Source organism: Flavicella sp. IMCC45537 (assembly GCF_057197705.1).
The window spans coordinates 3,014,913-3,038,536 of the sequence record NZ_CM170067.1; the positions used below are offsets into that span (position 1 = coordinate 3,014,913).

At 35.5% G+C, this 23,624-nt stretch carries 11 protein-coding genes; 10 read left to right on the forward strand and 1 reads right to left on the reverse strand.

What is annotated here, in order from left to right; translation table 11 throughout:
• The first annotated feature begins 75 nt into the window (after positions 1–75).
• Genes AC2DGP_RS12200 through AC2DGP_RS12210 form a run of 3 tightly spaced genes read left to right on the forward strand, consistent with a single transcriptional unit; the run spans position 76 to position 16,829 of the window.
• Positions 76–14,115: a PKD domain-containing protein gene (locus AC2DGP_RS12200; protein WP_484490338.1), complete on the forward strand. Its 14,040-nt coding sequence runs from the start codon at positions 76–78 to the stop codon at positions 14,113–14,115.
• Positions 14,116–14,121: 6 nt separating this feature from the next.
• On the forward strand, positions 14,122–15,027 hold the full coding sequence (locus AC2DGP_RS12205; protein ID WP_484490339.1) for a PorP/SprF family type IX secretion system membrane protein: 906 nt from the start codon (positions 14,122–14,124) through the stop codon (positions 15,025–15,027).
• Between the two features lie 11 nt (positions 15,028–15,038).
• On the forward strand, positions 15,039–16,829 hold the full coding sequence (locus AC2DGP_RS12210) for an OmpA family protein (RefSeq protein ID WP_484490340.1): 1,791 nt from the start codon (positions 15,039–15,041) through the stop codon (positions 16,827–16,829).
• A 57-nt stretch (positions 16,830–16,886) separates the two neighbouring features.
• Here AC2DGP_RS12210 and AC2DGP_RS12215 read toward each other — a convergent pair whose 3' ends face one another.
• Entirely contained in the window at positions 16,887–17,153 is a 267-nt protein-coding gene (locus AC2DGP_RS12215; RefSeq protein ID WP_484490341.1) for a hypothetical protein, read from the reverse strand.
• A 213-nt stretch (positions 17,154–17,366) separates the two neighbouring features.
• Here AC2DGP_RS12215 and AC2DGP_RS12220 point away from each other — a divergent pair, with 213 nt between their 5' ends.
• From AC2DGP_RS12220 to AC2DGP_RS12250, 7 genes are read left to right on the forward strand one after another with little or no spacing between them, the layout of a single operon-like run.
• Positions 17,367–17,663, forward strand: a complete 297-nt coding sequence (locus AC2DGP_RS12220; RefSeq protein WP_484490342.1) for a TIGR03643 family protein — start codon at positions 17,367–17,369, stop codon at positions 17,661–17,663.
• Entirely contained in the window at positions 17,660–18,775 is a 1,116-nt protein-coding gene (locus AC2DGP_RS12225) for an FAD-binding domain-containing protein (RefSeq protein WP_484490343.1), read from the forward strand. Before AC2DGP_RS12220 ends, AC2DGP_RS12225 begins: the two co-directional genes overlap by 4 nt.
• Positions 18,772–20,232: a cryptochrome/deoxyribodipyrimidine photo-lyase family protein gene (locus AC2DGP_RS12230; protein WP_484490344.1), complete on the forward strand. Its 1,461-nt coding sequence runs from the start codon at positions 18,772–18,774 to the stop codon at positions 20,230–20,232. Before AC2DGP_RS12225 ends, AC2DGP_RS12230 begins: the two co-directional genes overlap by 4 nt.
• Positions 20,229–20,363 (forward strand): DUF2256 domain-containing protein, encoded by a 135-nt coding sequence (locus tag AC2DGP_RS12235; RefSeq protein ID WP_484490345.1) that lies wholly within the window; start codon positions 20,229–20,231, stop codon positions 20,361–20,363. The genes AC2DGP_RS12230 and AC2DGP_RS12235 overlap by 4 nt, the downstream gene beginning before the upstream one ends.
• Positions 20,360–21,844, forward strand: a complete 1,485-nt coding sequence (locus AC2DGP_RS12240; RefSeq protein WP_484490346.1) for a cryptochrome/photolyase family protein — start codon at positions 20,360–20,362, stop codon at positions 21,842–21,844. The genes AC2DGP_RS12235 and AC2DGP_RS12240 overlap by 4 nt, the downstream gene beginning before the upstream one ends.
• 6 nt (positions 21,845–21,850) lie before the next feature.
• Positions 21,851–22,273, forward strand: a complete 423-nt coding sequence (locus AC2DGP_RS12245) for a hypothetical protein (RefSeq protein ID WP_484490347.1) — start codon at positions 21,851–21,853, stop codon at positions 22,271–22,273.
• A 42-nt stretch (positions 22,274–22,315) separates the two neighbouring features.
• Positions 22,316–23,554 carry an FAD-dependent oxidoreductase gene (locus tag AC2DGP_RS12250; RefSeq protein WP_484490348.1) on the forward strand — a complete coding sequence of 413 codons (1,239 nt, stop codon included), beginning with the start codon at positions 22,316–22,318 and terminating at the stop codon, positions 23,552–23,554.
• Positions 23,555–23,624: the final 70 nt, after the last annotated feature.

Consider the following 23,624-nt stretch of genomic DNA (forward strand, 5'->3'; position numbering starts at 1 on the left):
AAAATTGTTAATAACTTGTTAATTTTTATTGAAACCCCTATCTTCGTTTTAAAATTGATCAACTAAAAGAGTTTTATGGAAGGAGTTTCCGAACACCATTTCAAAAATGTCAAGGGACTGACGTTTTTGTTTTTCTTTATATTTTTTATATCAACTAGTTTTTATTCAGGTGTTTATGGGCAGAATTGTACTGTGAATGCGGGTATCGATAAAACAATTTGTGAAACAGAAACTCTTACCTTAGAGGGAGTTCTTGGGGGAGCTATTGACTCCTCTTTATGGGTTCAAACAGGGGGTCCTTCCGTGATTATTGAAAACCCAACGAATGAGGTTACGGATGTAATCGGAACTTTAGGAGGGAATGTCTATACTTTTATGCTTACTGCAGTTTGTGGAGATACGGTTGATGCGAATCCACAATCTGTTACGATTACAGTAAATGCAATTCAAGATGCGGTTGCTGGTACAGACGTGGAAGGTTGTCCAGGAACCTATACTTTAAATGCTACACCAACAGATCCTAATATTGTTGATGTGTCTGGGAAATGGACAATTGAAGGTGCCAATAATGCTGGGATCACTTTGACAGATGCTTCTTCAGCAACGTCACAAATAACCTTGTCCAATACTTCTATTGGTACTACTGTATTAAGGTGGACAGTTGAAAATACCACTACTCTTTGTAGTACATTTGACGATATTCAAGTAACAAACTTTGGTGGTGAGCCTATTGCTATTGCTGGAAATGATAAAACTTTATCTCAGTGTTACACAACGAGCACCGGAACTAATTTAGATGGATCGATTGGAGGAGATGGTACGGGTTCTCAAATTGGTGTATGGTCCTTTGTTTCTGGACCTAATGTCCCAAATATAGCTGATGAAAATGATGCAAAAACTCATGTTTCTGGTTTGATAGAAGGAACTTATGTTTTTCGTTGGAGTGTAATAGGTCCTTGTGCGACAGGTAAAGATGAAGTTACAATCATAGTTCCTGCAGCTACACAAGACATAACGGATGCAAAAGTTTTGAATGGAAATCAGCGTTTTTGTGATCCAAATATTACAAGTGCTGTTTTGAGAGGTGAGCAACCTTCCTACGCAGGGGAAACTGTGCAGTGGACACAAGTAGGAGGACCTACCTTACCTGCCGGCTCAATTGTTAGTCCAAATAGCCCAACTACCGAAGTGATTAATTTAGATGGTTCGCTAAGAAAAACATATACATTTGAATACAAAATAATGGGTGGCCCTGTAAACCCTAATTGTAGTTCGGAAGCGGAAGGTAAAATACATTTTAATGCACCTGATGTTTCTATTGAGGTAAATGGTGGTAGTGATATGGTACTTTCCATGGATCAAACTAGAGCGGTAGTCCCTTTTACGCAATCAGGAGGAAATAGGACACGATACGAAATTATTGCAGCTCCAGATCCGTCTGGTTTGGTATCGTTAAAAGGTGCTGGGAGTTCTCCCTTAACGCTTGATTTAGTGGCAGGAGAAGGAGTATATACCTTAAGATTGGTTAGAGATTCTTCAGGTGAAGTTTTAACGGATTGTAATGTTGCTTCAGATCAAATTAATATCGTTGTTTCGTTAACACCGACCGATGGAAATGCTGGTTCTGATTCGGTATTGAACTGTGGACAGACTTCAACAACATTGGCAGGGAATCCTGTAACAGTTGGGACGGCAACTTGGTCGCAGGTTAGTGGACCAAATACAGCTGTTTTTTCAGATGTTAATATCCCAAATCCAGAAGTAACGGGGTTGATCCCTGGAGAATACGTATTTAGGTATTTAGTCACCGGAGGGCCAAACTCTCAAGATTCTTTTTCTGATACCAATGTAACCTATGCAATTCCACCAGTAGCAAATGCAGGTGTTGATGAATCCATTTGTGCTGGGACACATGTTCTTCAAGGGAATGCTTTAGAGTCTGGGCAAACAGGAAAATGGACAGTCACTCCTAGTGCAGGCGTAACTATAATTGATGATACAATTCCTGAGGCTATTGTTACCGGTTTGGCAAAGAATGAAACGTATACTTTCACTTGGACAATTTCTACATTGAAGTGTGGTGACGATTCTGATGATGTAGTACTTACAACCGATGTGTTAAATTCTCCTTCTGTCGCGGATGCTGGAGTAGACCAATGTTTGTCATCTGGAAGTACTTCAGGTGTTCTAACAGCAATTGAAACGGAGACACCTTTTAGTGGAACAGGGGTGTGGACTTTTGTTTCTGGACCAACTACGCCTGTCATTACTTCTACTGGTGATTTTACGGCGAATGTAACAGGAATGACACAAGATGGCGATTATGAATTTAAATGGACTGTAAGTACATTGATTTGTTCAGCTGAAACTTCAGATACTTCAATAATTACGGTTGCACCTGATGCTAGTTTAAATATCGATGCTGGTCCTGATCAAACAATATGCGGTGATCAGGTAGTAATGGCGGCAAATACTCCAGCAACTGGTCTTACAGGGAAATGGGTACAAACCTCTGGAAATGCTGGCTGGACAGTAGATGATATTACAAGTCCAACAGCAATATTTACCAATTTTGTAGATGGTAACTATGCTTTTAATTGGGTGGTGTCAAAAGGAACTTGTGAAACTGCGGATGATGAAATGAAATTCTCCATAAGTACAGGGCCTACGGTTGCAACTGCTGGTCCAATTGCTGATATTTGTAATGGAACTTCAACTAGCTTAACAGGGAATGTGATTACAGAAGGAGTTGGTACATGGTCAGTAGTATCCGGTCCAAATAACCCAAATATTGCTGATATAAATGATCCAGTTTCTGCAGTTTCAAATTTAATATCAGGAGCATATACTTTTAAATGGACAAGTAGTAATGGTATTAATTGTCCGAATTCTGAAGCAACTACAAGTTTTACGGTTGCAAAAGAGGTGAATTTAGATGGTAAGGATCAAGATTTATGTGCCGCAACAACAGTACTGCTGGAGGCGAATCCTGGTGCTCAAGGAGTATGGACACAAACTGCTCCAATAAATACACCGGTAATTTCTTTAAATACTACTTCGGACCAAACTGCGATTGCTGAGTTAGACCCAAATATAACAGATACTTATGTGTTTACTTTTACAGCCAATGCCTCTGGAGTAAGTTGTACAAGTTCTGATGAATTAGAAATAAAAAACACCAAGCTACCAGATGCTCCAAATGCAGGTCCTGATCAAAGTATTTGTACGGATATGGGAACAACGGTTACCATGGCAGCAACTGGAGAACCTGGAGAGTGGATCTTGGTAAGTGGACCGAATACACCAACTATTTCAAGTACTACAGATAAGGATGCAGTGATCTCTAATTTAATTGAAGGTTTGTATATTTATGAATGGAACGTGGGTAGTACACCATGTGTAGAATTGAAAGATGTTGTGCGTATCAATGTATATGATCCTCCTTTAGGAGCTGATGCTGGGCCGGATCAAACGGGTGGTACCGCAGCTTGTCAAGTATTACCTCAATTAGATGCCGAAAATCCGACTAATGGTATTGGTACTTGGACACTGACAACGGATCCTTCTTTAGGAACTGGTATCATTATCGATAGTCCAAATGACCCAAAATCTACCTTAACAATTAATGATCCATTTAATTTACCGATTGGGAATTATGTATTTACCTGGACTGTTTCAAACGGAAATCCTGTTTGCACAGATATTTCAGATCAAGTAACTCTTGAGTTTACTGCACCGCCTGCAACGGATGCAAATGCAGGTTCTGATCAAGAATTATGTGATGTAAATGCGACAACTTTATTCGGAAATTCTATTAGTTTTGGTACTGGACAATGGACTCAAGATTCAGGTCCGAATACAGCAGTAATAGCCAATCAATTTAGTTCTGAAACAGGGGTTTCTGGATTGATAGCTGGAACGTATGTGTTCAGATGGACAATAACAAGTGGAGGTTGTAGTACTACAGACACTGTAGAAATTATTATTTATGATGATACGGTTGTTGGAGTATTAGATGCAGGTCCTGATCAAATTGTTCCTCAATTTGATAATATATTTATGGATGCCAATGATGTGTCTCCAGCGGTAGGAGAGTGGCAATTTAAAAGTGGTCCTTCAACACCTATTATCATTGATGTAAATGACCCGAAAACTCAAATTACAGGAGTGGTTCCTGGGGTATATGAGTTTAATTGGACTGTGCGATTGGGTATTTGTCCTCAAAAAGAAGATGCTGTTTTAATAACAGTTGTGGGGGTTACGGATGTTGCAGTGGATAAAACTGTTGATATTCCTAGTCCAGTAGTGGGTTCTACAGTTTCTTATGCTATTACTTTAACGAATAAAGGGATTAATACTGCAACCGGAATAGAAATAAAAGATTTACTCCCATCTGGAGTGAGTTTGGTTCCAGGTTCTGTCGATAACGGAGGGGTGTTTAACTCTGGTGGTAATTCTATTTTATGGAGCAACCTGTTGTTAGACCCAGGAAAGACCTTAGTATTGAATTATAAAGGTATTGTAAACAATCCTAATGGATCTGTAGATGAATATAAAAATACCGCCAGTCTTGAGAGTCTTAATGAAATTGATGCAGATCCAAGTAATAATATTGATTCTGTTACAATTACTCCTTCTGTAATAGCGGATGTTGTTTTATCGAAAGAGGTTTCAAATGCAAATCCTAATGAAGGGGATATTATATTCTATACTATTAAAATAACAAATAATTCTATCAGTGAGATTACCAATGTGGTGGTAACAGATAATTTACCTACTGGTTTGACTTATATAAATGGAATAGGAACCGTTTCTGTATGGACTCCACCAACATGGAATATTGGAACGATGTTACCAGGAGCAACGGAAGAATTGATTTTAGAAGTACAAGTTGATGCAGGAACTTCAGGTCAAACACTTACAAATACGATTAGTAATACGCAAGATCAGGTGGATCAAAATATTACTTTGGATGACGATTCTGCAACGATCATTGTATCTAGTTCAGATTTAGTAACCAAAAAGAACGTAAATAAAACTTTGGTAGTTGAAGGAGAAACTATCTGGTATACTGTAAACGTTGAGAACAAAGGACCCGATTTGGCGACAAATGTATCATTGGTTGATGTTCTTCCTGCTGGAGTAACTTATTTGAGTGATAATTCAGGTGGTTTTTATAATGCAGGTAATGGACTCTGGACAATAGGTGATATAGAAAATGGAAAGTCTGCAGAGTTAAAAATATTTGTAAAAGTTGATGCAGGAACACAAGGTCAGAAAATATCCAATTTTACCACCGCTGCAACAGGTGATCAAGCGGATCCATCTACTGATGGAGATGATTTAGAAGCTGAAATAATTGTAGATAGTGAAACAGATGTTGTTATTACCAAAACGGTTGATAATGCAACACCAAATGAAGGGGATATTATTACATATACAATTAGAGCGGAAAATAAAGGGCTTGTAAAAGTAACAAATATTGTAGTAACGGATTTCTTACCAAACGGATTGACGCATATTTCAGGGAACCCTTCAGAGGGGACATGGATTACTCCAGAATGGTCTATGGCAGAAATTGTTCCGGGTGGAACAGAAGAGTTAACGTTACAAGTTCAAGTTGGAGCAAGTACTGCTGGACAATCGTTAACAAACACAGTTACAAATGTTCAAGATCAATTCGATTCTAACGTTACTCCTGATGATATGGAGGAAACCGTAGTGGTAACTTCATCCGATCTAGTTACAGTAAAAACCGTAGACAATAATGCTCCAAGTGAAGGAGATGTTGTTACTTTTTCTATCAAAGTTACCAATAATGGAGGGAGTGACGCCACTGGAGTAGGTTTAGTAGACAATTTGCCATCTGGAGTTACTTACATTTCAGATGATTCTAGTGGAGCGTATAATAGTGGTTCTGGTATTTGGAATCTAGGGAATTTGATAAATGGTACTTCAAGTACTTTAAATATTAAGGCTTCGGTAAATGTTGGTACTGCAGGTTCGGTAGTAACAAATACTACAACAGCGGCTATTGGAGATCAAACAGATCCAACAAATGTTGGAGATATTCTTTCTGCGGATATCCATGTTGATAACGCAACGGATATTGTATTGTCTAAGGTTGTAAATAATTCAAATCCAAATGAAGGAGATGCAATTATTTATAACATAGAGGTTACAAATAATGGAATCATAGATGCAACTAACTTGGTGATTACAGATGTGTTAGATCCGGGACTTGTTTATGTGTCCGGAGTTGCTTCTGAGGGGGTTTGGAATTTTCCAACTTGGACATTAAATACTTTAGGTGCCGGTGTGACAGAGACACTATTGGTACAAGTAATTGTTGCTTCAGGTACATCAGGAAAAACATTGACGAATACTATAAGTAACACGCAAGATCAATTGGACAATAATGCAACATTAGATGATGATTCTGAATCAATTTTGGTGACTGCAGCGGATCTTGTAACAGTGAAAACAGTAAATACTGCAACACCACAGGAAGGTGATGTTGTGACCTATTCTTTAGTAGTCACCAACAATGGGCCAAGTGATGCAACCAATGTTACTGTTGTTGATAAGTTACCAAATGGATTGACATATATTAGTGATGATAGAGGTGCGTTTTATGATCCAGCTACAGGGGTATGGTTTATCGGAGATTTAGCAAATGGAGCTACTACAACTTTAAATATTAGTGCTACTGTAGATTCAGGAACAGCCGGGAGTTCAATTGAAAATATTGCTATCGCTGCTATTGCAGACCAAACAGATACAAGTAATGTAGGCGATCAATTAAAAGCAGTTATCTATGTTGATAATGAGACGGATTTAGTATTGTCTAAAGTAGTAGATAATGCAAATCCAAATGGTGGTGATAAAATTAATTACACAATTGTAGTTGAGAACAAAGGTCCAATTGAAGCAACCAATGTTGTTATTACTGATTTATTACCTACTGGTTTAACTATGATTTCAAGTACGCCAAGTTCAGGTGTTTATAACAACCCAGATTGGAGGATAAGTACCTTATCTGTAGGAGAGCAGGAGACCTTAAATCTAGAGGTTTTGGTTAGCGATACTGCAGATGGACAAGTGTTGACTAACACTATCAGTAATTCTCAAGATCAGTTTGATAACAATAATACCATAGATGATTTAGATGAGACTATTGTGGTTGCCTCAGCAGATTTGGTAACACAAAAGACTGTTGATAATGCCACACCAGAAGTTGGAGATGAGGTAAATTATACCATAACAATTAGGAATATAGGACCAGATGCAGCAACGAATGTGAGTTTGATTGATCATTTGCCTTTAGGAGTTACTTATGTAAGTGATGATGCGGCTGGAGCTTATGATGCTAATACTGGTATTTGGACTGTTTCTTCAATTGGCAATGGTGCTATTGAAACCTTAAACATTAAAGCTACCGTTAATGCGGGCACGGGTGGAACAACTATAACGAATACTACCACTGCCGCAGTAGGTGATCAAACAAGCTCTTCGACTATTGGGGATAGACTGAATGCTGTGATTTATGTAAATAATGAAGCGGATATTGCTGTGAGTAAAGTGGTTAATAATGCGAATCCGAATGAAGGGGATCTAGTTGTATTTACAATTGAAGTTCAAAATAATGGACCAATTGAAGTTACTGGCTTAAAGTTGACAGATATTATTCCTAGAGGACTTACATTGATATCGGGAGTTCCAAATGAAGGGGTTTGGAATAGTCCGATTTGGAATATTGGAACTTTAGCAAATGGAGCCTCTGCAACAATGCTTTTAACCGCCAAAGTAAACCTAGGTACGGCAGGTAGTGTTATTACAAATTTTGTGAAAAATACTCAAAATCAATTGGACACAAATGCGACTCCAGATGATTTAGAAGAGTCTATCGTTATTGCTTCTTCAGATTTAGTTACTACTAAAATGGTGGATAACCCATCACCAGGAGAAGGAGATACTGTTACCTATACGATCAATGTTGCGAACAATGGTCCTTTCGATGCTACGAATGTGAATTTAGTAGATCTTTTACCAAACGGAGTGTCGTATGTAGCAGATGATTCAGGAGGGGATTATAATTCTGGTTCAGGTATATGGAATATTGGTGCTTTAGGGAATGGAATGTCGGTAGACTTAAATATCCAAGCAACGGTAGATCCTGGTACGGCAGGAAGTACCATCATTAACTTTACAACTACAGCTTCTGCAGATCAAGCTGATTTATCAACAACAGGAGATGTACTTGAAGCTTCTATTTTTGTGGATAATGAAACAGATATAGCACTTACAAAAGTTGTGAATAACAGTACTCCGAACGAAGGAGAAACGATAAGATATAGTATTACCATCTCTAACAACGGGCTCATTACTGCAACGAATGTTTCTGTTACTGATATTTTGCCAGCTGGATTGACTTATCTTTCTGGAATTCCTTCAACAGGAATTTGGAATTCTCCTATATGGACAGTTAATTCTTTGCCTGCTGGAGCTTCGGAAGTATTAATTATCGATGCCAAAGTAGATCAAGGTACAGCTGGGCAAAATTTAACAAATACAATTAGCAATACACAGGATCAATTGGATACAAACGTTACACCAGATGATTTGGATGAAACCATAATCATTGGAGCATCGGATTTGGTAACTGTTAAAACTGTAGACAACGCAGCTCCAGATGAAGGAGATACGATTACCTACAATTTGACGGTAACTAATAATGGGTTGAGTGATGCTACAGGTGTAAGTTTGGTAGATCATCTACCTTTTGGGGTGACTTATGTTAGTGATGATGGAGGAGGAGCTTATTCAGATGCAACAAGTGTTTGGTTTATAGGTGATATTCCTTTTGGAAGTTCTGCGAGTTTGAATATAGTTGCGACAGTTAATGCTGGTACAGCAGGAACTTCTATTGAAAATAATACTACTGCTGCTAAAGGAGATCAAGCAGACCCTACAAACGTGGGGGATGTATTATCTGCAACAATTTTTATTGAGAATAAAACAGATATTGCGCTGAGTAAGGTTGTTAATAATTCTACTCCAAATGAGGGGGATACAATAATTTATACGATTAAAGTATCTAATAATGGTACTATTAAAGCAACGAATTTAGTAGTGGAAGATATTTTACCTGTAGGAGTAACTTATATTACAGGAACACCAACCTCTGGTATTTGGAACAATCCTTCTTGGAATTTAAACTCATTAGATCCAGGAGAAACAGAAACACTTTTCTTATCTGTTAAAGTTGATGCAGGGACTGCTGGTCAAAGTATTTTAAATACGATTAGTAATACTCAGGACCAGTTAGATACCAATGCGACGCTAGATGATTTAGAAGAAGAGATTGTCGTTGCTTATTCTGACTTGGTAACTGTTAAAACTGTAGATAATCCTACGCCTGATGTTGGTGATACCGTTATTTACACGATAAGTGTTTCAAACAATGGTCCATCAAATGCAACGAATGTTTCAATTGTTGATCATTTACCAAATGGGGTAACTTTTGTCAGTGACGATAGTAACGGAACCTTTGATGCAGTATCTGGGATTTGGAATATCGGTAACATAATAAATGGAGAGGTTAAGGTTTTAAATATTCAAGCTACTGTAGATGTTGGTGCTGCTGGTAAAACGATCACGAATAGCACAACAAAAGCACTTGCAGATCAAGCAGATCCTATAACCACAGGCGACTCTTTGGAGGTTTCTATTTTTATTGAGAATGAAACAGATATTTTATTGACTAAAATTGCCAATAATTTAACACCAAATGAAGGAGATACCGTGATTTATACAATTGAAGTTGAAAATAAGGGACTTATTGATGCTACTAATCTTGTTATTAGGGACATCCTTCCTTCTGGATTGACTTATGTTTCTGCAGTTCCTACATCAGGAAATTGGAATGCTTCCTTTTGGACTATAAATAAATTGATAGCCGGTGGTTCCGAAAGATTATTTATAACGGTAACAGTTGATCCAGGAACAGCGGGTCAGATTTTGACAAACTCTGTAAGCAATACTCAAGATCAATTAGATAATAATGCAAGTTTAGATGATTTAGAAGAAACGATTGTTGTAACCGCTGCTGATTTGATCACAGTGAAATCTGTTGATAATACAACTCCAGCAGAAGGAGAAACGATCACATATTCTATTTCGGTAACGAATAACGGAACTAGTGATGCAACAGGGGTTAGTCTTATAGATGTATTACCAAATACGGTTACTTATTCAGGAGATAATAGTAGTGGTCAATATAATAATGCAACTGGAGTATGGGATATTGGAGCATTAGCAAATGGTGATACGACCACATTATTAATACAGGCTATAGTTCAAACAGGAACTGCAGGAACGACCATTATTAATACGACTTCTGCAGCCAAAGCAGATCAGGCAGACCCATCTTCTAATGGAGATATCCTAGAGGCCGCAGTTTATGTTGACAATGAAACTGACATTGTATTAAGTAAATCTGTCAATAACAGTACGCCAAATGAAGGTGAAGATGTAGTGTATACTATTATCGTTGAAAATAAAGGCTCGATCACAGCTACAAATGTTGAGATAACGGATGTTTTACCGACAGGTTTAAATTATGTTTCGGGTACTCCAACGGCGGGAAGCTGGAATTCTCCAACATGGACCTTAACTGCATTAGTACCAGGTGCGATAGAGTATTTATCTCTAAAAGCAAATGTTGGACAAGGAACTGCAGGTCAATCATTGACAAATACAATTTCTAATACCCAAGATCAATTAGATATTAATGCAAGTCCAGATGATTTAGATGAAACAGTGATTGTAGCTTCTGCGGATCTTGTTACCGTTAAATCGGTTGATAACCCTTCACCAGATGAAGGAGAGGTTATTACTTATACCATAAATGTTACCAATAATGGTTTAAGTGATGCAACTGGGGTAAGTTTGATAGATCATTTACCTCAAGGAGTTGTTTATCATTCTGATGATAGCGGAGGTAGCTTTAACTTTGGATCTGGAATATGGAACATTGGTTCCATTGCAAATGGAGCGTCCGTTAGTTTGAATATTGAAGCGGTAGTTTCAATAGGATCTGCAGGTACAACTATTATCAATACCACGACGGCGGCTATAGGAGACCAAACGGATGTTACCACGGTTGGCGATCAATTGCAAGCGGTTATTCATGTGGATAACGAGACTGACATAGTTTTAGAGAAAAATGTAGATAACGCTTCTCCAGACGAAGGTGATACCATTTTGTATAGTGTGAAAGTATCAAATAACGGAACAGTACGGGCTACAAATATGGTTATTACAGATATGTTGCCTACCGGTTTAATCTATGTTGCAGGAACAGCTTCTGCAGGTAATTGGAATTATCCTAATTGGTCAATTAACGAATTGGATGCAGGAGCAACAGAAACCTTAATACTGCAGGTTAATGTTGGATCTGGTACTGCTGGCCAAACGATCACAAATACGATCAGCAACACGCAAGATCAGTTTGATACCAATGCAACACCAGATCAGCCATCTGTTTCCGTAACTGTTTCTTCAACAGATTTGGTTACTGTAAAAACTGTGGATAATTCTACTCCTGATGAGGGGGATACAGTGAATTATACTATTGCTGTAACGAATAATGGAGTGAGCGATGCTACTGGTGTTATGCTGGTAGATAATCTTCCGAATGGGGTTACTTACTCAAGTGATACTGGAGGAGGAGATTATAATGCTGGGTCAGGTGTTTGGATGATAGGGGATGTGTTAAATGGAGAGACAAAGACTCTTAGTATAGCAGCTACAGTTGATGTTGGTACTGCTGGTTCTACTATTTTAAATAAAACAACTGCTGCGAATGGTGATCAGGCGGATCCTACGAGTACTGGTGATATTTTAGAGACTGCGATTTACGTTGATAATGAAACCGATATTGTACTTTCAAAGGTTGTTAATAATGCTACACCAAATGAGGGAGAGCATGTTATTTATACGATCAGGGTTACTAACAATGGTACTATTGATGCAACTAATTTAGTAATTGAAGATGTATTGCCTGCAGGTCTTTCTTACGTGTCTGGAATTCCAACTGAAGGAATATGGACAGCTCCAAATTGGTTTGTAGGAAATTTAGCAGCCGGAGATACCTATACTTTATTGCTTAGAGTATTGGTTGAGCCAGGTGCATCAGGAAATAGTTTTACAAATACAATTTCAAATACTCAAGATCAGTTAGATAATAACAATACTCCTGATGATTTGGAAGAAACTATTGTTGTTACAGCATCCGATTTAAGAGTTTCTAAAACGGTAGATAATGCAAGCCCAGTAGAATTAAGTACTATTAACTACACAATTTCTGTTACAAATGATGGACCTAATGATGCGACAGGAGTTAGTATAACGGACGTTATTCCTGCGGATTTAAGATACCTATCGGATGATAGTTCAGGGATGTATAATAGCGGTTCTGGTTTATGGTCAATAGGAACCCTAGCAAATGGTGAAACAAAAACGTTGGTTATTTCCGCTATCGTGAGAATAAATACTGTTGGGAATGTTATTGTTAACACAACAAGTAATTTGACAGCAGATCAGAATGATCTAGATGCTTCAAATAATATTGGTAGTGTAACGGTAGTTCCAGTGAGGGATGTGGATCTAAAACTAACAAAATCTTTTAGTAATGGTACGGACGTAGCGGCTGTTGGAAATCAAAAAACTTTTGAAATTCATGTAACAAATGAAGGGAAGTCGATTGCAACGGGTGTTCAAGTGACGGATATTTTACCTTCTGGGTATAAATTTATCAGGTATAACTCTACAACGGGTGTTTACGATTATAATTCAGGAATTTGGGATGTTGGACAAGTATTACCAGGTGCTACTGTTATTTTGACGATGGATGTTTTAATTTTGGGTACAGGTGATCATGAAAACTGTGCTGAAATAACAGCTATGAATGAAACGGATTTAGATTCTACTCCTGGGAATGGAGATCCATCTGAAGACGATTATTCTTGTGTAGATATATCTTATATCACTTCATTGAACTTAGGAGTGGAAAAAACAGTGTTAAATAATAATCAGACACCTTTTGTTGGAGATGAGGTTACATTTAAAATTCAGATAAACAATTATGGTCAATTAGATGCTCTAACGGTTCAGTTAATGGATGTTTTACCTTCAGGATTTACGTACTTGGCATACAAGTCTTCTGCAGGTGTGTATGATGTTGGTACAGGTGTTTGGACGATCAATACTTTGGCTAAAGGTAGTAGCGAAATCTTAACAGTAGCTGCAACAGTAAACGCAGTAGGTGATTATGAAAACTGCGCTACGATTATTGGGTCGTCTAATATTGACACTAATCCGGCAGATGATGTGAGTTGTATCACCGTTACTCCAGTTTCTTTGGTAGATCTAGAATTGGTAAAACAGGTAAGTGATAACAAACCGACAGCAGGAGATGAAATTGAGTTTTTAGTCCGATTGATTAATAAAGGACCAAGCATTGCAACAGGTGTTACTGTAGAGGATGTATTACCAACTGGTTATGAATATATATCGTCAAGTGCATCTCTAGGAACTTACGATGCATCTGCGGGTATTTGGAATGTAGGTACACTTCAAGTTTCAGTAGAAGAAGATTTGACAATTATTGTTAAAGTTAAATCTACCGGAAAATGGGATAATACAGCTCAGGTAGAAACTTGTAACGAACAAGATGTTGACTCAACACCAGGAAATGACAATCCTGATGAAGACGATCAGGATACTGTGGAAGTTGATGTAGATATTGATTTCTTTATCCCAGAAGAGTTTACTCCAAATGGAGATGGGTTAAACGATACTTTTGAAATTACCAATTTGTCTGTATTATATCCAAACTTTAAGATAGTAATTGTTAATCGTTGGGGTAACAAAGTATTTGCTTATCAGCATTCTGGAGATCCAAATGCTGAGGCTAAGTGGTGGAATGGTTATTCTGATGGTGGAGTAAACTTAGGCTCTGGAGATGTACCAGATGGAACATATTTCTACACGATTGAATTTAATAATAATGATAGAGCACCACAAACAGGATGGGTGTATTTAAGAAGATAATCATATATGGGAAAGTTTAGAATTTTAATCATAAGTGTTCTGCTATTAAGTGCTCTAGATTCTATAGCGCAGCAAGATCCTCATTATACCCAGTATATGTATAATATGACTGTGGTGAATCCTGCATATGCTGGATCTAGAGGTATTCCGGTACTTACTTTATTAGGGCGTACACAGTGGGTAGGTGTAAAAGGCGGAGCTAGAACTGCCACCTTATCATTAGATGCGCCAGTTGGAAGGGCAGTAGGACTAGGTTTTTCAGTGATTCATGATGAGATCGGGCCTGTGAAAGAAAATAATGTATATGGTGATTTTTCTTTTACTGTGTTTACAGGAGAAGAAGGAAGGTTGGCTTTTGGTATAAAAGCGGGTGCAACATTTTTAGATATTGGTTTATTATCAACCGTAACTCCTGGCGATCCTTTGAATGTTCCTGTAAATCAAATTTCACCAAATTTTGGGGCAGGAATTTATTATTACACAGATAAGTTTTATGCCGGTTTGTCTGCACCAAATTTTTTAGAAACGAAACATTTAGGAGACGATAGTGGAGTGGCTAGTGTTGCTTCTGAAAAAATGCCAATATTTTTAACTTCAGGATATGTATTTGATGTAACGGATGAGTTTAAGTTAAAACCATCTACTATGATTAAAGGAACGTCTGGTGCACCAATCTCTGTTGATCTGTCAATAAACGCGATGGTTCAATCTGTGTTAGAGTTAGGATTGTCATATAGAATAGATGATTCTATTTCTGCCATGATAGGAATTCAGGCTTCTGAAAAATTGAGATTAGGGTATGCTTATGATTACTCAACAAGTAGTTTTGGTGTCTATAATTCGGGATCACATGAATTGATATTGACTTATAGCTTTAGCCGACGTAACATGAAAAGTCCTAGATTCTTTTAATACTGATATTTATGTTTAAAAAAAATATATTCTTTTTATTGATCATCTTGGTTTCTGTAACTTCTTTTGGACAGGAACAGGAATGTGTGGTGAAAAATATTAATATCAATTCCAAAAATCAGGATTTTGGAATGATTCATTTTTCAGATTCTTTAGTGTTGTTTTCTTCCTCGAGAAGAGACAAGTCCATTAAGCAAAGAAAATGGAGTGGAAACCATCAGCCTTATCTTGAGTTGTATAAAGCAAAATTAACAAAAGATGGAACGTTTGATTCTGTTGCTAGATTTTCGGAAAAGGTAAATACCAAATATCATGATGCTGATTTGGTTTTTACAAGGGATGAAAATACAATTTATTTTTCTCGAAGTAATTACTACAAAAAGAAATATGTTACGGATACTTTAGGAAGAAATTTAATCGAACTGTATCGTGCTGAAAAGGATTCGGTAGGAGAGTGGGAGATTTTTGAAATGCCATTTAACAATAGAAATTATCAAACGGGACACCCATCCCTTAGTGATGATGAGACAAAATTATATTTTGTTTCTGATATGCCAGGAGGTTATGGGAAAACAGATTTATATGTTGTAGATATAAACCCTGATGGAAGTTATGGCATTCCGAAAAATTTAGGACCAAATGTGAATACAGAAGGAAAAGAAATGTTTCCTTATGTGTGGAAAAATGAATTGTATTTTTCAAGTGATGGTTATCAAATTGGACAAGGAGGTTTAGATGTTTTTATGGTTGATCTTGTTGATCATCTGCCAACAAAATCAGTTGTTAATCTTGCGAGACCCTTGAATAGTTATAGTGATGATTTTGGGATTGCTTTTAATAAAACCAAGAACAAAGGTTATTTTTCTTCTAATAGACCAGGCGGTAAAGGGGATGATGATATATATACTTTTGAATTTGCTTGCAGTCAGATTATTAAAGGTATTGCACATGAATTTGAAACCGAAGTTGATACTATTACAACGGTTAGGTTATTCACAAAAGATAATAAACAGCTAGATGAAACGATTGTTTATAGTAAGGGAGATGAGGCTTCTTTGGATAGTACTCTTGTAGTAGGGAAGGAAAAAGATAGTATTTATAAATCTCAAATATCTAATGTTGTTTTAGATAGTGCAAGAGTGTTTTTGTTGGACGAGAATAATTTTAAATTAGATAGTGTAGTAACCAATGCGAAAGGTGAATTTCAGTTTGCCGTGGATTGCAGTACAAATTATAGGTTAGTAGCAGAAAAAGATCAGTATGAAGGTACAGAGTTATTTGTGAAGACAACAGAAAATAATTTAGATACGATAACAGCTGATTTATTTTTAACGCCTTCCGATATAATTTTGACCAGGGGTGAGATGATGCTGAGAGTTGATCCTATTTATTATGATTTTGATAAAACAAATATACGAGCAGAGTCGTTTAATGCTGCGAAACGCGTAGTGTTGTTGATGCGTAAGTACCCTCATATAAAAGTACATATTAAAGCGCATACTGATAGTAGAGGACGTGCAGAATATAATTTAAGTTTGTCTGAGAGAAGAGCAGCTGTTTTAAGAGTTGGTATTATTCAAAGTGGAATTGATGCAAGTAGAATTAGTTCTAAAGGGTATGGAGAAACTCAGCCAATCAATGCCTGTTCTGATGGAGTAAAATGTACCGAGGAAGAACATCAACAAAATAGACGAATCGAATTTGTAATTACAAATCCGGATGAGCATGAAAAGCAAACCGTTGAAGAAATGATGCTAGAAGATTCTAAGAATTTAGATATTGAAGTAAGCAAAGAGAAATAACGAGTTATTTAGTATAAATAAAAAACTCCTAGAGAAATCTAGGAGTTTTTTTTGTGATTAAATATCTACACGTTCAAAATAACTTTCTAAAAAGTCGTCAACTTTTTCTTTTAAAATATTGATTGAGATATCTTCGTCTCTAAAAATGGTTAAATTTTCTTTAACTCGATTTCTACTCATACTTTCTTGAACTTCTACAATTCGTACCCCTTGTATTTTTTCTAATAAGGTTTTAAGTTCTGCGTCAAGAGAAATATCACTTAAATAAATTTTTATGGTTTGTTCTTTTGGGGAATTTCTGATTTCTGATCTATATGGTAACATAAGCAAATAAATTTAAGAGGTTCATACTATTTGTTACAATTCTGCAACTGTTCTAAGTTAAGATTTTTGATTAAAAATTACAAGTGTTACTTTTTTTTTGTTCTTCTGAGGTTCCTGTCTTTTTATAAATTAACAACAGCTGTTTTTTGTTTATCAAAAACGCTATTTAATTAAACAAAAATATTTATCTTTATATTATAATTCAAGAGAGATATGAATTTACATGATGTACATAAATTGAGCGACAGAGAATTTGATAGAATTATAGAAATGGCATGGGAGGATAGAACTCCTTTTGAAGCTATTTATTTTCAGTTCAAACTTCAAGAAAAAGAGGTTGTTAAAATAATGCGTTCTTATTTAAAAGAAAGCAGTTTTAAAAGATGGAGAAAGAGAGTGCATAGTGGTGTTAGTAGTAAACATTTAAAGAAAAGGTCTTCAGAAATGAAGCGATTTAAATGTTCAAGACAACATTTTATTTCGAGTAATAAAATATCCAAGCGATCATGAAAAAAAGTGGCGTAAAAAAAATAATTTTCCCTACCGATTTTAAGTCTATTTTAGATAGAGTAGCAGCGATCGATCCTATTTCCTATGGTGAAACGCGAAACTATGTAAACGGAGCAGTTAGTTATATTTCACCGTATATTTCACGAGGAGTAATTTCAACGAAATTTGTTTATCAAGAGTTGTTGAAGCGTGAACTTCCGGTTGAAAGGGTTATGAAATTTATCCAAGAATTGGCGTGGAGAGATTATTGGCAACAGGTTTGGAAAGATAAAGAAGATGGTATCAACTATGATATGAAGACTCCACAAACAGATGTAGTTTCATATGGTATTTCATCGGCACTACATACGGCTAAAACGGGTATAAATGTGATTGATAAGGCTATTTCAGATTTATATAAAACGGGATATTTGCATAATCATGTACGTATGTATATTGCATCGATTGCTTGTAATGTTGGAAAAAATTATTGGAAAAAACCGGCACAATGGATGTATTATCATTTATTAGACGCGGATTGGGCAAGTAATGCTTTAAGTTGGCAATGGGTGGCAGGTTCGAATAGTAAAAAGAAATATTTTGCGAATCAGGAGAATATTAATACTTTTTGCTTTGATGATCAAAAACAAAGTTTTTTAGATGTATCCTATGAAGATTTTGACAACTTATCAATACCTGAAGTGTTACTTACAAGTACTATTTTAAGGTTAAGGACTCCCTTACCAGAAAATAAAAAAATTGTTTTAAATCCTAAGTTGCCAACTCTGATCTATAATTTTTACAATTTAGATCCTCTTTGGAAAAAAGAATTGACCTTAAATAGGATTTTACTCTTAGAACCATCAGTGTTTAAAAAATACCCAATATCTCAGAAAACTTTAGATTTTGTGTTGTCTTTAGTTCAGAATATTTCTGGAATACAAATTTATGTAGGAGAGTTTGATGCTCTTGTAACAGAATATAATTTGGAAAAAATAAGATTTAAAGAACATCCTCTAAATAAACATTATAAAGGAATCAAAGAAGAAAGAGATTGGATGTTTTCTGTGAAAGGCTATTATCCATCATTTTTTGCTTTTTGGAAAAAATGTAAAAAGGAATTAAGCTATTGAAAAAGCAAAAGATAAATATAGTATGGTTAAAGCGGGATCTTAGACATCAAGATCAAGATGCGTTGTATGCGGCGGAAGAACAAAAGATCCCTTATTTGGTAATTTTTGTTTTTGAACCGAGTTGTATGAGACAGCAAGATACAAGTCTTAGACATCTACAATTTCAGTATCATTCTATTTTAACCTTAAATGATAAGTTTAAAGAGTATGGAAGGAGAGTTGAGGTGTTTGAAGCAGAGGCGTTGCAAGTATTTGAATTTTTAAATTCTAAGTATGCTATACATCAAATTTTTAGTTACCAAGAAAGTGGTACTCAGTTTACTTGGGATAGAGATAAGAATGTGAAAGTTTTTTGTGATATTCAACATATTTTATGGAAGGAGTTTCAGCGAGATGGAATTATTAGGGGAATAAAAAACAGAAATCAATGGACAGAGAAATGGCATGCGAACATGCACGCTCCCATAAAGGTGAATAAATATTCAACTTCGGTATTGAAAAAGCTTGAGCATCCTTTTCCTTTATCACCAAAGTTACTTTCTGAATTGAAAAATTATTCAAAGGATTTGCAATCAGCTGGAGAAGATTTTGCATGGAAGTATCTTTATTCTTTTGTTGCCAAACGAGGGTTTGATTATCATAAAAATATATCTAAACCAACAGAAAGTAGAGTCTCTTGCAGCAGACTATCTCCCTATTTAGCATGGGGTAATATAAGTGTAAAACAAGTTTTTCAATTTGTAGGGACACATCCAAATGGAACCGCAAATGATAGGGCTTTCTCAGGTATGTTAACCAGGTTGTATTGGCATTGTCATTTTATGCAAAAATTTGAAGTTGCTTGTTCTTATGAAACACATTGCATAAATATTGGCTATGAATTATTAGAACATAAAAAAAATGATTTTTATGTAAAATCATGGGAAGATGGAACGACAGGATATCCATTAGTAGATGCTTGTATGCGAGCATTAAAAAAAACGGGTTGGATAAATTTTAGGATGCGAGCTATGGTGGTTTCTTTTTTGACTATGAATTTAGACCAAGATTGGAGGTTAGGTGTTTATTATTTGGCGAGATTGTTTTTAGATTACGAGCCTGGTATTCATTACCCTCAATTTCAGATGCAAGCGGGAACCACAGGTGTTAACACGGTTAGGCTGTATAATCCGGTAAAAAACTCCAAAGAGCTAGATCCTAAAGGTGTTTTTATAAAAAAGTGGGTGCCAGAATTAAAAAATATCCCAGAGGCCTATATTCATGAACCATGGAATATGAGCATGATGGAACAAATGTTTTGTGAGGTTCGTATTGGAGCAGATTATCCGATGCCAATAGTTGACTTAAAAGTAAGTTCAAATGCTGCTAGAGAAAAAATATGGAACCATAAAAAACATCCAATGGTTCAATCTGAGAGAGTTAAGATTTTGGAGGTTCATGTGAATAAAAGAATATGAAAAAACATCATTTGCCATCAAAGATATGTAAGGTTTGTAATCGTCCTTTCTCATGGAGAAAAAAATGGTCAAAACACTGGGATGATGTTCTTTATTGCAGTGAGCGTTGTAAACGAAATAAAAAGAAATGAAAGAAATAAATTTAGTATTTCCGCATCAATTATTTGAAGATTCTGTTTTGATAAATAATCAAGCTCAATTCTACCTTGTAGAAGAGTTTTTGTTTTTTAATCAGTACTCATTTCACAAACAAAAAATTGCATTTCACAGAGCTTCAATGAAACAATATGAGGTGTTTTTGAAATCAAAAAACTGTAAGGTTACCTATATAGAATCTAGTGATAGAAATGCAGATGTTCGAAATTTGATTGAGGCTATAAAGCAAGAAGGGATTTCTTTAATTAACTACATAGATCCTACAGATGATTGGCTTCAAAAAAGATTGATTAATCAATGTGAGTATTATAAAATTGAACGTAAAGTATATGATTCTCCTTTGTTTATAAATACAGATGAAGAATTGAAGTTATTCTTTAAAAAAGATAAGAAAAAATTCCACCAAACTACTTTTTACACACAGCAAAGAAAGAAAATGAATATTTTATTGGATTCCATTGGAAAGCCAATGGGTGGTAAATGGACTTTTGATAGTGATAATAGAAAGAAATACCCTGCAAAAAAAACACCTCCAATAGTCATGTATCCAGATAGTAATCGTTTTCATAAGGAGGCAACTAACTATGTGGAAGATAATTTTTCTTCAAACTTAGGCGAATTAACAGAGTATGTAGCTTATCCTACAAGTTATAAGGAATCTGAGATCTGGTTTCAGCAATTTTTGGAAAACAGATTTTTAGAGTTTGGCCCCTATGAAGATGCTATTGTTTCAGATAATTCCATTTTAAATCACAGTGTATTAAGCCCTATGTTAAATACAGGCTTGTTGAGCCCCAAAAAAATTATTGAACAAAGCGTTTCTTTTGGGATAAAAAATGATATACCAATTAATTCTATAGAGGGGTTTGTAAGACAAATTATAGGATGGAGGGAGTTCATTAGAGGAATTTATATTGCCAAAGGAACTGAAGAACGAACGAGAAATTTTTGGAATTTTAATAAAAAGATTCCCGATTCGTTTTATAGTGGAAATACCGGGATTCCACCTGTAGATCAAACGATTAAAAAACTTTTAAAAACAGGCTATTGTCATCATATTGAGCGGCTCATGGTTTTGGGGAATTTTATGCTCTTGTGTGAATTTGATCCTGATGAAGTTTATAAATGGTTTATGGAATTATTTATTGATAGCTATGATTGGGTTATGGTGCCAAATATATATGGGATGAGTCAGTTTGCTGATGGAGGTTTAATGTCTACAAAGCCATATATAAGTGGAAGTAACTATTTGATGAAAATGAGCAATTATAAAAAAGGACCATGGCAAAAAATATGGGATGGACTTTTTTGGAGGTTTATGGATACGCATCGAGAATTTTTTGTTAAAAATCCAAGGTTACGGATGCTAGTGGCGATGTTTGATAAAATGCCTGAGGAGAAAAGAAATGAGCATTTAAAAATTGCAGGAGAATATTTAGGAACCTTAAAAGAATAAAGAGAGATGGTTTTTGACACAACTTATAGAAATGACGAATTTGACGAGGAAAGCGTGCGTTTGGTAGGCAAACCTTTCTCCTTTTTACAGAGAGTAAAAATGGGAGGGATTGGTTCTTCAAGATTTATGATAGCTTCTTTAAGTTCAAATTTAGATTTAGGAAAACTTCAATTCTCTGAAATAGATTATGGAAATATAGAATTACGTCCTAATGGAATTATTGTGCATTATTCAAGAAAACTGGAGCGATTTAGTTGGGTAGTTCCTTATTATAAATTAGTTGTTTACAGTACAAGTAATTTTAGTATTCATGCCGATGGAAATTTTGTAAAGTTTTTAAAAAATAATAATTATAAAGCGAATAGAAAATTTATTTCTAAAATGATGAACTTAAAAATTTTGTCGCTGAAATTAGAATATTATGGGTAATCTTTTTAGTGTGTTGAGAAATTTTGTAACTTATTGATGCTTATGAAAAAGAAAATTCACATTATTGGAGGTGGAATAAGTGGACTTATTGCTGCCTTAGTTTTAGAAAATCATGGATATCATCCTGTTTTAATTGAGTCTAGTGATCGTCCTGGTGGAAGAATTAAAACAGATAAAGTCAAAGGTTATCAATTAGATCGCGGATTTCAGGTATTGTTAACAGCCTATCCCGCAGCAAAAAAATATTTGGATTATGATGATTTAGATTTACAACATTTTATTCCCGGTTCCGCAATTTTTAAGGGCAAGTCAAAAAAAATTATTGGAGATCCATTTAGGAATTTTAGCTTGTTACTACCAACTCTTTTTTCAGGGATTGGCTCTGTTTCTGATAAATTGAAAATATTAAAATTAAATAATATTTTGAAAAGGATATCTATCAATGATATTTTTTTAAAAGAGGAAAAAACAACTTTACAATATTTAAAGGATTTTGGGTTTTCTGATCAAATTATTTTTGATTTTTTTAAACCATTCTTTCGTGGAATTTTTTTAGAAGCGGAATTACATACTTCTAGTAGAATGTTTGAGTTTGTCTATAAAATGTTTGCGGAAGGAAATGCTGCGTTGCCTAAGTCGGGAATAGAAGCGATTCCTAAACAGTTGTTCTCTAGGTTGAAGCATACAGAATTTTTATTCAAAACAATGGTTACATCTATTGATTCAGGTAAAATAACACTTTCAAATGGAGGGATAATTGAAACGGATTATACAATAATTGCAGCAGATCCGGGTAGAATAATGCAAAGCCTGAACAAACAGCCCAAAAAATGGAAATCTTGCGATACGTTATATTTTGAAGCAGATAAGAGAAGCATTAAAAAACCATTGATAGGTTTGGTGGCCGAAGAATCTTGTTTGGTGAATAATGTATTTTATCCAACGAGTCAGTTGCAAACTGCCATTGGAGGAAAAGAATTATTATCTGTTACCATTGTTAAAAAACATAATTTATCAGTTTCAGAATTAATCGAAAAAGTAAAAAAGGAACTTGATGAATATTGTAATATTTCTTCTTTAAAATTTTTAAAACATTATTTTATTGAGCATGCATTACCCGATTTAAAGAGGATAAAATACACGATTAAGCCGGAAAACACTAGGCTGACAAAAGATGTGTTTTTAGCGGGAGATACATTGTTAAACGGTTCATTAAATGCTGCTATTATCTCTGGTGAAAAGGCTGCATTAGGAGTTATAGAGGCAATTGAAAAAAGTTAATATAAATTATATGTGATGATTTTTTAATAATCTAACTTTCAGGATAGATACGTCGGTTTTTAGTACTATT

Bases quoted from the DNA above. Each gene is read 5' to 3' on its own strand.
- AC2DGP_RS12225 (WP_484490343.1), top strand. From the start codon at position 17,660: ATGAAAAAAAGTGGCGTAAAAAAAATAATTTTCCCTACCGATTTTAAG.
- AC2DGP_RS12200 (WP_484490338.1), top strand. From the start codon at position 76: ATGGAAGGAGTTTCCGAACACCATTTCAAAAATGTCAAGGGACTGACG.
- AC2DGP_RS12235 (WP_484490345.1), top strand. From the start codon at position 20,229: ATGAAAAAACATCATTTGCCATCAAAGATATGTAAGGTTTGTAATCGT.
- AC2DGP_RS12240 (WP_484490346.1), top strand. From the start codon at position 20,360: ATGAAAGAAATAAATTTAGTATTTCCGCATCAATTATTTGAAGATTCT.
- AC2DGP_RS12210 (WP_484490340.1), top strand. From the start codon at position 15,039: ATGTTTAAAAAAAATATATTCTTTTTATTGATCATCTTGGTTTCTGTA.
- AC2DGP_RS12220 (WP_484490342.1), top strand. From the start codon at position 17,367: ATGAATTTACATGATGTACATAAATTGAGCGACAGAGAATTTGATAGA.
- AC2DGP_RS12215 (WP_484490341.1), bottom strand. From the start codon at position 17,153: ATGTTACCATATAGATCAGAAATCAGAAATTCCCCAAAAGAACAAACC.
- AC2DGP_RS12245 (WP_484490347.1), top strand. From the start codon at position 21,851: ATGGTTTTTGACACAACTTATAGAAATGACGAATTTGACGAGGAAAGC.
- AC2DGP_RS12250 (WP_484490348.1), top strand. From the start codon at position 22,316: ATGAAAAAGAAAATTCACATTATTGGAGGTGGAATAAGTGGACTTATT.
- AC2DGP_RS12205 (WP_484490339.1), top strand. From the start codon at position 14,122: ATGGGAAAGTTTAGAATTTTAATCATAAGTGTTCTGCTATTAAGTGCT.